This is a genomic window from Sphingopyxis sp. Soil_C_28 (genome assembly GCF_057657055.1).
Genome location: NZ_JBDGJE010000003.1, coordinates 448,943 through 462,373, shown reverse-complemented (window position 1 = coordinate 462,373; position 13,431 = coordinate 448,943). Strand labels below are relative to the sequence as shown.

Genomic DNA, 13,431 nt, shown 5'->3' with positions numbered 1-13,431 from the left:
CGACCGCTGGACAGCAGGACCGACCTTCCTTATCGGCCACCCATGCCGACTCCCAACTCCTCCGCTCCGCCCAAAGCCGCTATTGGCGAATCCATCCTGATCGTCGATTTCGGCAGCCAGGTGACACAGCTCATCGCCCGCCGCGTCCGCGAGGCCGGTGTCTATAGCGAGATAGCGCCGTTCAACAGCGCCGCAGAGGCGTTCGAACGGATGCAGCCCAAAGGGGTGATCCTGTCGGGCGGCCCGGCCTCGGTCACCGACGAAGGCAGCCCCCGCGCACCGCAGGTCATCATCGACAGCGGATTGCCGATCCTGGCGATCTGCTACGGCCAGCAAACGCTCGCCGTCCAGCTCGGCGGCACCGTCGAAGGCGGCCACGCCGCCGAGTTCGGCCGCGCCGACGTCGAAATTCTAAAGGCGAGCCCGCTGTTCGACGGCTTCTGGGAGGTCGGCAGCAAATATCCGGTGTGGATGAGCCATGGCGACCGCGTCACCGAGGCGCCCGACGGGTTCGAGATCGTCGGCACTTCGCCCAACGCGCCGTTCGCGATCTGCGTCAACGAAGCGAAGCACTATTACACGACGATGTTTCACCCCGAGGTGGTTCACACCCCCGACGGGGCAAAGCTGCTGTCCAATTTCGTCCACAAGATCTGCGGACTTGCCGGCGACTGGACGATGGCCGAATTCCGCGCGAACAAGATCGCCGACATCCGCGCCCAGGTCGGCGACCAGCGCGTGCTTTGCGGCCTGTCGGGCGGCGTCGACAGCGCGGTTGCCGCGGTTCTGCTCCACGAAGCCATCGGCGAGCAACTCACCTGCGTGTTCGTCGATCATGGCCTCCTCCGCCTCAACGAACGCGAACAGGTCGAGCGTCTGTTCCGCGACCATTATAATATCCCGCTGGTCGTCGTCGACGCCGAGGAACGCTTCATGACGGGGCTGGCCGGCGTTTCCGATCCCGAAGCCAAGCGCAAATTCATCGGCAAGACCTTCATCGATGTCTTCGACGAAGAAGCCAAGAAACTGGGCGGCGCCGATTTCCTTGCGCAGGGTACTCTCTATCCCGACGTGATTGAATCGGTCAGCTTCACCGGCGGGCCGAGCGTGACGATCAAGAGTCACCACAATGTCGGCGGCTTGCCCGAACGCATGAAGATGGCGCTTGTCGAGCCGCTGCGCGAACTCTTCAAAGACGAAGTCCGCCTGCTCGGCAAGGAACTCGGCCTCCCCGACATCTTCGTCGGCCGCCATCCCTTTCCGGGACCCGGCCTCGCGATCCGCATTCCGGGCGAAGTAACCAAGGCAAGCTGCGACATATTGCGCAAGGCCGACGCCATCTATCTGGAGGAAATCCGCAACGCCGGCCTTTATGACGAGATCTGGCAGGCATTTGCGGTCCTCCTGCCCGTCCGCACCGTCGGCGTGATGGGCGACTACCGCACCTACGACCAGGTTTGTGCGCTGCGCGCGGTGACCTCGACCGACGGCATGACCGCCGACATCTATCCGTTCGACGCCAGCTTCCTCAGCCGCTGCGCGACGCGGATCATCAACGAGGTTCAGGGCATCAACCGCGTGGTGTACGACTATACGTCGAAACCGCCGGGGACGATCGAATGGGAGTGAAGCATCATGGGCAGCCCCGAACGCATTGAGACACAAGCCTCAGGCGGCTGCCAGTGCGGGGCGGTGCGGTATCATGTCACCGCGGTGCTCGACACGTCGCATATCTGCCATTGCCGTATGTGTCAGAAGGCGGCGGGCAATTTCTTTATCGCGCTGATCGGCGTGCCGCGCGATGCGATCACATGGACGCGCGGGACGCCAGCGATCTTCAACAGTTCGGACAAGGCGGCGCGCGGTTTCTGCCGCGACTGCGGGACGCCGCTCACTTATGACTATGCCGAAAGCAAGCATATCAACCTGACAACCGGGTCGTTCGACGATCCGTCAGCGTTTCCGCCGCGCGTCCAGTTCGGGCTCGAAGGCCAGCTATCGCTGTTCGAGGACCTGCCGATCGAGGCCGAAGGCACGACCGAAGAAACAATGGCCGCCTATGTCGGTGCGATCAAGGCGAGCAACCACCAGCATCCCGATCATGATACGGCGCGGTGGCCTGAATGAGCCGGCGTCCCTAATTTCCGCTAGCGCGCGGCCCTCCATCTGTTAGCCCTGTTGCCGGGCAGGGGAGCGCTGGAATATGGCGACGCAATCGATCGGAGGCCGGGCTGACGGAAGAAGGGTGACGTGGGTCGTCGTCCTGATCGCGCTGTCGGTGCTCCTCAACTATGTCGATCGTGGGGCGATCGGCGTCGCCGCGCCTTTGATGAAGGAAGAACTGGGGCTGTCGGCGACGGGCTTCGGCCTCGCCGTTTCGGCCTTCTTCTGGGTCTATGCCCCCGCCTGCCTGCTCGTCGGCTGGCTCTGCGACCGGTTTTGCGTCTACCGCGTCTTTGCACTGGGCGTCGCGATCTGGGCGATCAGCACCGCGCTCACCGGTTTTGCGGGCGGGCTGATATCGCTGATCGTCCTGCGGCTATTCCTTGGGCTGGGCGAGAGCATCGCTTTTCCGGGTAGCACCAAGATTTTTGCCGCCGAAGTCCCAGCCGAACGGCGCGGGATCGCCAATGCGACGGTGGCCGCCGCGATCGCGTTCGGCCCCGCGGTGGGCGTGCTGGCAGGCGGCGCGATTCTCGGCGAGTGGGGATGGCGGCCGGTCTTCTGGATTTTCGGTGCGGTGACTCTGCTATGGCTCATTCCCTGGCAGCTCGCGTCGGCATCGATGCGGGCACGCGGGCGCGCAGCAAACACCAGCGAGCGGGTTTCGATCCGCCGGCTGCTCCGCGTCCCGGCGCTATGGAAGATGGGCGTCGTCCATTTCCTGTCGAACTATGGCTTCTATTTCCTGCTCGCATGGTTGCCGCTCTATCTCGTCAACACGCGCGGCTATTCGATCGGCGCGATGACCGCGCTGACGACGCTGAGCTTTATGACGCAGGGGATCGTCGCGCTCGCGGGCGGCTGGCTATCCGACCGCGCGGTTGCGCGCGGCGCCGACGAAGGCGAAGTTCGCCGCTGGCTGATGATCGCGGGACAAATCGCCATCGGCGTCGCCACGGCGGGCATCGCGGTCGCCGATGGGTATGCGATGCTGGCGATATGGCTGGCGGTCGCGGGGTTCGGCGCCGGGCTGATCGCGACGAACATCTTTGCCGTCGGCCAGATTTTCGCGGGGCCCCGCGCGGCGGGCAGCTGGATGGGGGTACAGAACGCGCTAGGCAATATTTCGGGCATCGTCGGACCGATCGTCACCGGATTGATCGTCGATTATCTCGGCGGCTATGGTTATGCCTTTGCAACGGCCGCCGCGCTGTCCCTACTGGGAGCCTTGCTGTGGTGGAAGATGATCCCGCAAATCCGCACCCTCGACCTGTGATTCGGACGCTGGCGAAATCTTGTTAGCGCGATTAGAGCGCGGTGCGAAACGCCAGCGACGGAGCGATCCCATGACCCCTACTGCCACCATACTTCTGCTTGGATCGGGCGAACTCGGGCGCGAGTTCGTGATTTCGGCGAAGCGGCTGGGCTGCCGCGTGATCGCGTGCGACAGCTATGACGGCGCGCCCGCGATGCAGGTCGCCGACGCATATGAAGTCTTCTCGATGCTCGACGGCGACGCGTTGCGCGCGGCGATCGAGAAGCACCAGCCCGATCATATCGTTCCGGAGGTGGAGGCGATCCGTACCGAAATCCTTGCCGAGGTCGAGGCAGAGGGTTTCCATGTTGTGCCGTCGGCGCGTGCAGCGCAGCTGACGATGAACCGCGACGCGATCCGCGATCTCGCGGCCAGCGAACTCGGCCTCAAAACCTCGACCTTCGAATATGCCGAAACGCGCGAAGAGCTTCAGGCGGCCGCAACTCGCATCGGTTTTCCGCTGGTGGTCAAGCCCGTGATGTCGTCGTCGGGCAAAGGCCAGAGCACGGTCAAGGATACCGCCGAGATCGATGCGGCGTGGGATTATGCCGCCGCGGGCATGCGCGGCGACCGGCTGCGCGTGATTGCCGAGGCGTTCATCGATTTCGATTACGAGATCACGTTGCTCACCGTCCGCCACAAGGACGGCGTCAGCTTTTGTCCGCCGATCGGTCATCGCCAGGAACGCGGCGATTATCGCGAGAGCTGGCAGCCCGCCGCGATGTCCGATGCCGCGCTGAAGGCGGCGCAGGAGATGGCGACGAAGGTCGTCGATGCCCTCGGCGGTCACGGGATTTTTGGCGTCGAATATTTCGTGAAGGGCGACGAGGTGATCTTCTCCGAGCTGAGCCCGCGCCCGCACGACACCGGCATGGTCACCCTGATCTCGCAATCGCTGTCCGAATTCGACCTCCACGCGCGTGCAATCCTCGGCCTGTCGATCCCTGCGATCGCAGTGCCCGATGCCAGCGCGAGCGCGGTGCTGCTCGCCGACCGCGATGCGGTGGATTTTGCGATCACCGGCCTCGCGGAGGCGCTGGCTGCGCCGAACGCCGAAACATCTGTCGATGCGCGTATTTTCGGAAAACCGGTCACCCGCCCATATCGCCGCATGGGTGTCGCGCTCGCGCGGGTCGCGAGCGGCACCACGAGTGAGGCGCGCGAGGCAGCCGTTGCGGCCGCGGCGAAACTCGTCATCGACTATCGCTAGCCCGCACCTCCCCTGCTACATCCCCGCCATGTCTGACAAGAATCATCTCTATCTGGTCGATGGCTCCAGCTACATCTTCCGCGCCTATCACCGCCTGCCGCCGCTGACGAACCCGAAGGGCGTGCCCGTTGGTGCGGTCTATGGCTACACCACGATGCTGTGGAAGCTTGCGAAAGACCTGCACGACGCCGACGGACCGACGCATCTGGCGGTCATTCTTGACCATAGCAGCCAGTCTTTCCGCAACGCGATTTACGACCAGTATAAAGCCAACCGGCCCGAGCCGCCCGAGGATTTGCGCCCGCAATTCCCGTTGATCCGTGACGCGACCCGCGCCTTTTCGCTGCCGTGCATCGAGATGGAAGGTTTCGAAGCCGACGATCTGATCGCAAGCTATACCGAGGCGGCGGTCGCTGCGGGGTGGGACGTCACCATCGTCAGTAGCGACAAGGATCTGATGCAGCTGATCCGCGAGCCCGCAGAGGGGCCGCAGGTCGACATGCTCGATACGATGAAAAATGTCCGCCTCGGGCTGGAGGCGGTCGACGAGAAGTTCGGCGTCGGACCCGACCTCGTCGGCGACGTGCTCGCACTGATGGGCGACAGCGTCGATAATGTCCCCGGCGTGCGCGGGGTCGGGCCGAAGACCGCAACCAAGCTGATCGTCGAATATGGCGACCTCGAAAAAGCGCTGGCAGGCGCCGAGACGATGAAGGCGTCGAAGCTGCGCGACAATCTGATCGAACATGCGGATATGGCGCGGCTCTCGCGGATATTGGTCGAGCTGAAGCGCGACGTGCCGCTGATGGATGCGCTCGACGACCTCAAGCTAGGGTCCATCCCGCCGCTGCCGCTCAAAACCTTCCTCGACGAACATGGCTTCCGCTCGCTGTCGGCCAAACTCGATCTCGGCGCAACGCCGGGCGGCCCGCCGACCTTCCCGCGCGCCAATGCCGCGCCGGTTGCCACGCCCGCCGGGCCGTCGACACCGACGCTGCCCGCAATGCCGCCTATCGACCGGTCCGCCTATGAATGCGTGACCACCGTCGAAGCGCTCGACCGCTGGATCGCCGAAGCGCGCGCCGCGCATGTCGTCGGGGTCGATACCGAGACGGCGAGCCTCGACAGCGTCACCGGCCGCCTCGTCGGGGTCAGTATGGCGACCGCGCCCGGCCGCGCCTGCTATATCCCGCTCGGTCATGGCGGCACCGATATGTTCGCCGAAAAGCCCGAGCAGATCGCGATCGACGTCGCGATCGCGCGGCTCGGGGCGCTGTTCGCCGACGACGCGGTGCTGAAGGTCGGGCATAACCTCAAATATGACATCGGCGTGCTCGCGCAGCATGGCGTGACCGTCGCGCCCTATGACGACACGCTGGTGATGAGCTTCGCGCTCGACGCCGGAAAGCATCAGCACGGCCTCGACGAGCTCGCCAAGCTCCACCTCGATCACACCTGCCTGACCTTCAAGGACATGTGCGGGACGGGCAAATCGCAGATCAGCTTTGCCGAAGTGCAACTCGACCGCGCGACCGAATATGCCGCCGAGGATGCCGACGTCGCGCTGCGGCTGTGGAAGCTGTTGAAGCTGCGCCTTCCGGTCGAGGGCGGAACGCGCGTCTATGAAATGGTCGACCGTCCGCTCGCCTCGATCGTCGAGGGGATGGAACGCGCCGGCATCATGGTGAACCGCGATTATCTGGCGAAGCTGTCGGGCGAATTCGCGACCGAAATGCTGCGCATCGAGGGCGAAATCCACGCCCTCGCCGGTCAGCCCTTCGCGATCGGCAGCCCCAAGCAACTCGGCGAAATCCTTTTCGACAAGCTTGGCCTGAAGGGCGGGCGCAAGGGCAAGTCGGGCGACTGGTCGACCGACCTCAGCGAGCTTGAGCGACTGGAACGCGACGGCGTGCCGATCGCGCGCAAGATTTTGGAATGGCGCCAGCTCGCAAAGCTGAAATCGACCTATACCGACGCGCTGCAGCAGCAGATCAATGCGACGACCGGGCGTGTGCACACCAGCTATAGCCTCGTCGGTGCGCAGACGGGTCGCCTGTCGTCGACCGATCCGAACCTCCAGAATATCCCGATCCGCACCGAGACCGGGCGCCAGATTCGCGACGCGTTCATCGCGGCACCGGGGCATGTCCTGATCGCCGCCGACTATAGCCAGATCGAGCTGCGCCTCGCGGCACATATGGCCGACGTCCCCGAACTCAAGGAAGCCTTCGCGCAGGGGCAGGACATCCACAGCGCGACCGCGATCGAATTGTTCGGCGAGAGCAACCGCGACACGCGCGGCAAGGCGAAGACGGTCAATTTCTCGATCCTCTATGGCATTTCGCGCTGGGGGCTGGCGGGCCGCCTCGAAATTACCCCCGACGAGGCCCAAGCGCTGATCGCACGCTATTTCGAGCGCTTCCCGGGCATTTCGGACTATATCACCGACACGCTCGAAAGCGTCCGGTCGAAGGGTTACACCGAGACCTTGTTCGGCCGAAAAACCTGGTTCCCGCGCATCAAGGCCGCGAACCAGAACGAACGCGCGGGCAGCGAACGTGCTGCAATCAATGCGCCGATCCAGGGCACCAGCGCCGACCTGATCAAGCGCGCGATGGCGCGGATGCCGAAGGCGCTGGCGGATGCGGGCCTGTCCGACGTGAAGATGCTGCTCCAGGTGCACGATGAACTCGTGTTCGAAGCCCCCGAAGGCAAGGCAGAAGCCGCGGGCGCGGTGATCCGCAGAGTGATGTCGGGCGCCGCCGAGCCCGTACTCAAGCTTTCGGTCCCGCTTGAGGTCGAGGTTGGAATCGGCAAGAGCTGGGGCGAAGCGCATTGATCGCAGCCCTGTTGTTCGTCGCGGCGCTCGCTGCCGATCCCGTCGCGGTGCCTCCCGCCGCCGCAGCGGCAACCTCGCCGGCGCGCCCTTCCCCTGTCGCCGACACCGATTTGCGCGAATTCGCGGCCATCGCGGGGCGCAAGGTCGTGGGCCGGCCCGTCGGCGGACCTTACGCCACCGCCGACAAGGTTCTGCTGGTTGCGCGCGACGACAAAGGTTTTCCGGTGATTGCCGCAAGCATCGGCTTTCCCGCGCGCCAGTCCCTGCCGGCGCCGCCGGCCACGACGCTTGCGGTCGTCCGCTTGCATCAGCGGTCGGAAACGACGGTTCCCGGGCCGACTCCCGACGATCTCGCCTTTGTCGCCACCAACAAGCTGCCGCTGTTCGTGATCGGCGAATGGGCGCGCCCCGCACCGATGTGGGAGGTGGCGTGGATCGACGAGGCGGTGCGTTACCGCACGATCGGCGAGGTCGGCGAAATCGGTCCCTGGCAGGACTGAACCTATTCGGGTGCAGATCCAAAGCGATTCGGGCCACTGGCACCCGTGCACGCCAAATCGATCAGAAGCCCCAACAGCAGCAGAGAGCCGACGACCGCAAGCCAGTTGGGGCCGTCCGGGGACGCATTGGCTTTGGTCACCCAATCGAACATCGCGCTCGCGTCCGGGGCCGATTGCCGTTCCAGCTCCGCCAGCATCGCGGGCATGCGTTTGGTCGCTGCAGCCATTTTTTCAGCCTGACCCAGCCCCGTAGCAAATAGCCCGAGCGGCAGGATCAGCGCCCACCAGCCGCTGCGCCCGCGGTCATGCAGGCGCCGCGCCGCCGCCGCAAGCAACAGCACCGACCCCAGAAAATAGAGGCCGATATTCACATAGGCCGACGTGACGAGACCTCGCATCTGGGCTTCGAAAATCTTCGCGTTAGCCATCCCTTCCCCGGGAGCGGCCGCGACCATTTCATCGAAGGACGGAAAGGTCAGCACGATCTGCGCGGCAAACTGCACGACGATCAGCGGGGCGAAGACCAGCGCGCCAAACATCCAGAATTGCATCCGGCCGTCGCGGCCGCGAGCGTGAAACAGGCCGCCAAAGCCGTGCCGCGCAATATGCCTGATCGAAAACTCGGCCATGATCCCCCCGCGCCATCGGTATGTCGGCCTGCATATCAATGATGTATCGGAGTGCCAAATACCGCGCCACGCGAAGCGGGCGAAATTGACCCGCGGCGGGACTGACCGGCACCCCGGCGCGCCGCGCCGAACGTCATGCCCTTTCGCACACGGAACTTTGCCTCTATGACGAACCCATGACATATGGTTGGCGCCTTTGTGACAGCCACCGACAAAGGGTCCACATGAGCAAGTTCGAACCCGTCGCCAAGGCGCCGGTGCGTATCCAGCAGAATATCCTCGCCCGCAGCGAGCGCCGCCTGCTCAATTGGCTTTGCGCGCGCCTTCCCGGCTGGGTCACCCCCGACCAGCTCACGACGCTCGGCTTCGCCGGCGCGGTGCTCGTCGCCGCGGGCTATGTCCTCAGCTGGTTCGACAGCGAATGGCTGGGCCTTTCGCTCGTCGGTTATATCGTCAACTGGTTCGGCGATTCGCTCGACGGCAGCCTTGCACGCTGGCGCGGCATCGAGCGGCCCAATTATGGCTATTTCGTCGACCATAGCGTCGACGCGCTCGCGACGCTGCTGATGATCAGTGCGATCGGGATGAGCCCCTATATGCGGCTCGACGTCGCGCTGATGGCTGTCATCGGTTATTTCCTGCTCTCGATCCACACCTTCATCGCTGCCAAGGTCGTCGGCGAGTTTCGCCTGTCCTATATGGCGGGCGGGCCGACCGAGCTGCGGCTGATGCTGATGGCGATGACCGTGCTGATGCCGATCGTCGGCGGGCGCGACATCACCGGCACCAATTTCTCGCCCTTCGATCTGTTCGCGCTTGTGGTATCCAGCATTCTGGTGACGTTATTCATCGTCCAGACGTCAGCGACTGCCCGGATGCTTCGTCGCCGCGGCGGTTAACAGATAAGGTTCAGCGGCGCGCGCGCGCCTGCGCATAGGTGCCAAGCAGCCGCAACGATTTCGTCTGGAAATCAAGCTCTTCAAGCGCACGGTCGATCCGCTCGTCGCCCGGAGCGCCGACGATATCGCAATAAAATTGCGTCGCGGCAAAGCTGTCGCCCGTTTGATAGCTTTCGAGCTTGGTCATGTTGACGCCGTTGGTCGCGAAGCCGCCAAGCGCCTTGTAAAGCGCGGCCGGAATATTCTTCACCTCGAACATGAACGTGGTCATCACCGGCCCGTCGAGCGCCGCAAGGTCAGCCAGCGGCTCGCGCGCCAGCACGACGAAGCGCGTCGTATTATGATCGGCGTCCTCCATGCCTGTGCCGTGCAGCGTCAGGCCATAGAGTTCGGCGGCGTGCGGCGGCGCCAGCGCGGCGAGGCCGACCTCGTCGCTGTCGGCGACCCACGCGGCGGCGCCCGCAGTGTCGCTGTGCGCGACGGGCGCGATATTGTTCGCGCGCAGCCAGTGGCGGCATTGGCCGAGCGCCTGTTCGTGGCTCATCGCGCGTGTCACAGGCCCGAGGTCACGGCTCATCAAGCCGTAGCGGATCGGCAGGAAATGCTCGCCGACGATCGACAGACCGGATTCGGGGAGCAGGAAATGAATGTCGGCAACGCGGCCGTGCAGGCTGTTTTCGATCGGAATGATCGCGCGATCGACACGGCCGTCGCGCACCGCATCGATGGCGTCCTGAAAGGCATAGCAGGGCATCGGTAACGAGTTCGCGTCATATTCGCGCGCGGCCAGATCGCTGTTCGCGCCAGGCGCCCCCTGGAACGCCAAGCCGCGCGCCGGCTCGGCGAGCGCCGCCGCCCGCATTTCGTCGACCAGATGCTGTGCCGAAGCCGAATAGCTGCCCATGATTGCCTTCCCACGCTGGAGCGGCGGCGCATAGCCGCCCCGCTGCGGGCGCGCAACCGGCGCGCTCTGTTGTCGTCGCCCGATTTCATCCCCTTGCGCCGCCGTCGCCGCGCCAGTAAGGGAGCGTCCAAATCAAATATGCGCCCGGCAAGCGGGCGTCCGTTAACGGGGCTGCATGAGCATGGACAATCGCAACAACACTATTGCCGGATGGGTGCTGTTTGCCGGCATTTGCGCGCTGGGCCTGACTGTCGGGTCGAGCATGTTGTTTGCCAGCCACAATCCTGAAAAGCCCGGTTATCCGATCGAAGACGCCGAAGGCGGCGCAGGCGGCGGCGATTCGGCAGTACCGCTTCCCAATCTGCTCGCCGCCGCCGATCCGGTGAAAGGTGAGGCCGTGTTCGCAAAATGCGCCGCGTGCCACACCATCGCTTCCGGCGGCGCCAACGGCATTGGTCCGAATCTGTGGGGTGCGCTTGGCAAACCACATGGCCATGTCCCGGGCTTCGCCTATTCGGCGGCGCTCAAGGGCGTTGCAGGCAATTGGGACTTTGCCGGGATGGACGAATGGCTGAAGAGCCCGCGTAAATATGCGCCGGGCACCAAAATGTCGTTCGCCGGCCTCGGCAGCGCCGAAGATCGCGCGAACCTGATCGTCTATCTGAACAGCCAGGGTTCGAACCTGCCGCTGCCTGCCGCCGAAGGCGCTGCACCGGCCGAAGGCGCTGCGGCGGCCCCCGCCGAAGGCGCAGCCGCCGCTCCGGCAGCTGGCGCGCCCGCCGCTGCGGTCCCTGCCCCGGCCGAAGCCAAGAAATAATGCGGCTCGCGCCCGTCCTGCTGGCGGGCGCCTTGACGCTCGCCGGTTGTGGCAAGGGCGAAACGCCGGCCGATGCGCCTGCCACCGGCGAGCCAGCGGTCAAGACCCCGACCGTCGCGCCGACCGCGGCGATGGGCGAACAGGTGTTCCGACGCTGTGTCGCGTGCCACACGATCGACAAGGGCGGCGCAAACAGTATCGGCCCCAACCTGCATGGCGTGGTCGGCCGCGCGGTCGCATCGCACCCCGATTTTTCCTATTCGGGCGCGATGAAGGCCAAGGGCGGCGTCTGGGACGAAGCTGCGCTTGGCTCCTATCTCAAACAGCCGATGATGGCGGTGCCGGGCACAAGGATGGCGTTTGCAGGAATTCCTGACGATGCCGACCGCAAGGCGCTGATCCTGTATCTGGAAGAGCAGTCGAAGTGACGCGCGCCTGACGGCGCGCGCCCCTCAGTCCGGATGCTGCACGTCGCCGTAGAAATCCTGGATGATCTTCCACGCCTCTTCGGCGGTTTCGACAAAGTGGAACAGCGCGAGGTCGCGCTGGCTGATCACGCCCTCCTCGACCAGCGCGTCGAAATTAACGACGCGGGTCCAGAATTCCTCGCTGAACAGCACGATCGGGATCGGCTTGATCTTGCCGGTCTGGATCAGCGTCAGCAGCTCGAACGTCTCGTCGAACGTCCCGAACCCGCCCGGAAACACACAGACCGCGCGCGCGCGAAGCAGGAAGTGCATCTTGCGCAGCGCGAAATAGTGGAACTGGAAGCTGAGGTCGGGGGTGACATAGCGGTTCGGCGCCTGCTCGTGCGGCAGCACGATGTTCAGCCCGACCGATTCCTTGCCTTCATCGTCGGCGCCGCGATTCGCGGCCTCCATGATCGACGGCCCGCCGCCCGAACAGACGACAAAGTTGCGGCAGCCGTTCTCGTCGGGCGGCACCTGGCTCGCGATCCGCGCCAGCTTGCGTGCTTCCTCATAATATTTTGCCTTGGCCGCGAGGCGTTCGGCGATCCGCTGTTCCTCGGGCGTACGCGCCGCATCGAGCACGGCCTGCGCGGTATCGGGCGACGGAATACGCGCCGAGCCATAGATGACGAGCATCGACTCGATCTTCGCCTCGTCGAGCATCAATTCGGGTTTCAGCAGTTCGAGCTGGAAGCGCACCGGGCGCAAATCTTCGCGCAGCAGAAATTCGGTGTCCTGAAACGCCAGCCGGTACGCCGGACTTTGCGTCTGCGGGGTCGACACCGCCTGCTTGGCGAACCTGGCGTCTTCCTTGGCCTTGTGAAAACGCGAACGATGGGGTTGTTTGTCTGTTGTCATTCCCTCGCAGCTAGCCGCTGCGAGCCGGATTGCCAAGCTCAGCGGCAGTAGCCATTGCCGCTCATGTCGAAATGGAAGTGATTATAGTGGGCCGCATTATAGTCGGGGCCGAGCACGGTGCCGAAGCGGCGGCAGCCCGATTTGTGCAGCGCGCGGAGGAAATCCTGCGACGATTTGTCGCCGGTCCACCCGCCGTCGAGCATGACCCGGCGACCGTCGGCGAGCACGAAGCCCGACACGTCGATCGCGTTCGAAAACGCATGCTGCGACATCCGGCCCGAGCGGCCGCCATAGATGTTGCGGCAGCTGTAGGTGCCGAAGGTCTCGATCTTCACGACCTCCTGCCCGAGATATTTCCGCGCCGCAGGTTTCACTGCATATTGCGCCCATGCCGCGAAATTCTTCGCGAGCGGACAGGTCATGGCGCCAAGGTTCGACACCGGGGTGCCGATATCGAGAAGCTTCACCGAATCGATCGAAGTGCAGCCGCCGCCATGATCCTGATTGGCGAGCGGCGTGAAGCGCACCCCGGCCTGTTTGAGATCGAAGGCGCATTGCTGCGCTTCGGCGCTGGTGAAAGAGGGCGTACCAACGGCTTGGGGGCGGCTGGGCTTGCTTGCGGTGGGCCGCTTCCCGCCGCTATTCTTCATCACCTCCGGGGCGCCGAAACAAGCCGACAGCGCCAGTGCCGCCGTGGCGGCAACCAAAATCCGGGGTTTCAAGAACGCGGGGATCGCCATAGCGTCAAATTACCGACGATATGGTTAACAAGTCGTATACCTTTTTCTCGGCTCGTCGAAAATTTCGCGCGGTCCATGCAATTTGTT

13 protein-coding genes are annotated in these 13,431 nt (G+C 64.4%); 9 read left to right on the top strand and 4 right to left on the bottom strand.

Going from position 1 to position 13,431, the window contains the following annotated elements:
• Positions 1–42 precede the first annotated feature (42 nt).
• The 6 genes from guaA to AC3A43_RS15645 all read left to right on the top strand — a co-directional run bounded on the left by guaA (position 43) and on the right by AC3A43_RS15645 (position 8,027).
• Complete coding sequence (gene guaA / locus AC3A43_RS15670; RefSeq protein WP_487793476.1) at positions 43–1,629, top strand: glutamine-hydrolyzing GMP synthase; 1,587 nt, start codon at positions 43–45, stop codon at positions 1,627–1,629.
• 6 nt (positions 1,630–1,635) lie between these two features.
• Entirely contained in the window at positions 1,636–2,127 is a 492-nt protein-coding gene (locus tag AC3A43_RS15665) for a GFA family protein (RefSeq protein ID WP_487793475.1), read from the top strand.
• 118 nt (positions 2,128–2,245) lie between these two features.
• Positions 2,246–3,439 carry an MFS transporter gene (locus AC3A43_RS15660; RefSeq protein ID WP_487793474.1) on the top strand — a complete coding sequence of 398 codons (1,194 nt, stop codon included), beginning with the start codon at positions 2,246–2,248 and terminating at the stop codon, positions 3,437–3,439.
• 70 nt (positions 3,440–3,509) lie between these two features.
• A complete protein-coding gene (gene purT / locus AC3A43_RS15655) occupies positions 3,510–4,688 on the top strand; it encodes a formate-dependent phosphoribosylglycinamide formyltransferase (RefSeq protein ID WP_487793473.1) in 1,179 nt (392 codons plus the stop codon).
• 28 nt (positions 4,689–4,716) lie between these two features.
• Positions 4,717–7,527 carry a DNA polymerase I gene (gene polA / locus AC3A43_RS15650; RefSeq protein WP_487793472.1) on the top strand — a complete coding sequence of 937 codons (2,811 nt, stop codon included), beginning with the start codon at positions 4,717–4,719 and terminating at the stop codon, positions 7,525–7,527.
• On the top strand, positions 7,524–8,027 hold the full coding sequence (locus AC3A43_RS15645; RefSeq protein ID WP_487793471.1) for a hypothetical protein: 504 nt from the start codon (positions 7,524–7,526) through the stop codon (positions 8,025–8,027). The genes polA and AC3A43_RS15645 overlap by 4 nt, the downstream gene beginning before the upstream one ends.
• A 2-nt stretch (positions 8,028–8,029) precedes the next feature.
• Here AC3A43_RS15645 and AC3A43_RS15640 read toward each other — a convergent pair whose 3' ends face one another.
• Entirely contained in the window at positions 8,030–8,566 is a 537-nt protein-coding gene (locus tag AC3A43_RS15640; protein WP_487793470.1) for a DUF805 domain-containing protein, read from the bottom strand.
• A 314-nt stretch (positions 8,567–8,880) separates the two neighbouring features.
• On the opposite strand from AC3A43_RS15640, the gene AC3A43_RS15635 reads away from it, so the two are divergent.
• Positions 8,881–9,555 carry a CDP-alcohol phosphatidyltransferase family protein gene (locus AC3A43_RS15635; RefSeq protein WP_487793469.1) on the top strand — a complete coding sequence of 225 codons (675 nt, stop codon included), beginning with the start codon at positions 8,881–8,883 and terminating at the stop codon, positions 9,553–9,555.
• Between the two features lie 10 nt (positions 9,556–9,565).
• On the opposite strand, the gene AC3A43_RS15630 is transcribed toward AC3A43_RS15635, so the two are convergent.
• Positions 9,566–10,459, bottom strand: a complete 894-nt coding sequence (locus AC3A43_RS15630; RefSeq protein WP_487793468.1) for a prephenate dehydratase — start codon at positions 10,457–10,459, stop codon at positions 9,566–9,568.
• Positions 10,460–10,640: 181 nt separating this feature from the next.
• On the opposite strand from AC3A43_RS15630, the gene AC3A43_RS15625 reads away from it, so the two are divergent.
• Both AC3A43_RS15625 and AC3A43_RS15620 read left to right on the top strand, forming a co-directional pair.
• Positions 10,641–11,276 (top strand): c-type cytochrome, encoded by a 636-nt coding sequence (locus AC3A43_RS15625; protein ID WP_487793781.1) that lies wholly within the window; start codon positions 10,641–10,643, stop codon positions 11,274–11,276.
• Entirely contained in the window at positions 11,276–11,704 is a 429-nt protein-coding gene (locus AC3A43_RS15620; protein ID WP_487793467.1) for a c-type cytochrome, read from the top strand. Before AC3A43_RS15625 ends, AC3A43_RS15620 begins: the two co-directional genes overlap by 1 nt.
• A gap of 24 nt (positions 11,705–11,728) precedes the next feature.
• Here AC3A43_RS15620 and AC3A43_RS15615 read toward each other — a convergent pair whose 3' ends face one another.
• A complete protein-coding gene (locus AC3A43_RS15615; protein ID WP_487793466.1) occupies positions 11,729–12,604 on the bottom strand; it encodes an LOG family protein in 876 nt (291 codons plus the stop codon).
• A gap of 38 nt (positions 12,605–12,642) precedes the next feature.
• Positions 12,643–13,344, bottom strand: a complete 702-nt coding sequence (locus AC3A43_RS15610) for an extensin family protein (protein ID WP_487793465.1) — start codon at positions 13,342–13,344, stop codon at positions 12,643–12,645.
• Between the last annotated feature and the right edge of the window lie 87 nt (positions 13,345–13,431).

Coding starts and splice junctions, on each gene's coding strand:
- AC3A43_RS15630 (WP_487793468.1), bottom strand. CDS start 10,459: ATGGGCAGCTATTCGGCTTCGGCACAGCATCTGGTCGACGAAATGCGG.
- guaA (WP_487793476.1), top strand. CDS start 43: ATGCCGACTCCCAACTCCTCCGCTCCGCCCAAAGCCGCTATTGGCGAA.
- AC3A43_RS15640 (WP_487793470.1), bottom strand. CDS start 8,566: ATGTTTGGCGCGCTGGTCTTCGCCCCGCTGATCGTCGTGCAGTTTGCC.
- AC3A43_RS15625 (WP_487793781.1), top strand. CDS start 10,641: ATGGACAATCGCAACAACACTATTGCCGGATGGGTGCTGTTTGCCGGC.
- purT (WP_487793473.1), top strand. CDS start 3,510: ATGACCCCTACTGCCACCATACTTCTGCTTGGATCGGGCGAACTCGGG.
- AC3A43_RS15635 (WP_487793469.1), top strand. CDS start 8,881: ATGAGCAAGTTCGAACCCGTCGCCAAGGCGCCGGTGCGTATCCAGCAG.
- AC3A43_RS15620 (WP_487793467.1), top strand. CDS start 11,276: ATGCGGCTCGCGCCCGTCCTGCTGGCGGGCGCCTTGACGCTCGCCGGT.
- AC3A43_RS15615 (WP_487793466.1), bottom strand. CDS start 12,604: ATGACAACAGACAAACAACCCCATCGTTCGCGTTTTCACAAGGCCAAG.
- polA (WP_487793472.1), top strand. CDS start 4,717: ATGTCTGACAAGAATCATCTCTATCTGGTCGATGGCTCCAGCTACATC.
- AC3A43_RS15665 (WP_487793475.1), top strand. CDS start 1,636: ATGGGCAGCCCCGAACGCATTGAGACACAAGCCTCAGGCGGCTGCCAG.
- AC3A43_RS15610 (WP_487793465.1), bottom strand. CDS start 13,344: ATGGCGATCCCCGCGTTCTTGAAACCCCGGATTTTGGTTGCCGCCACG.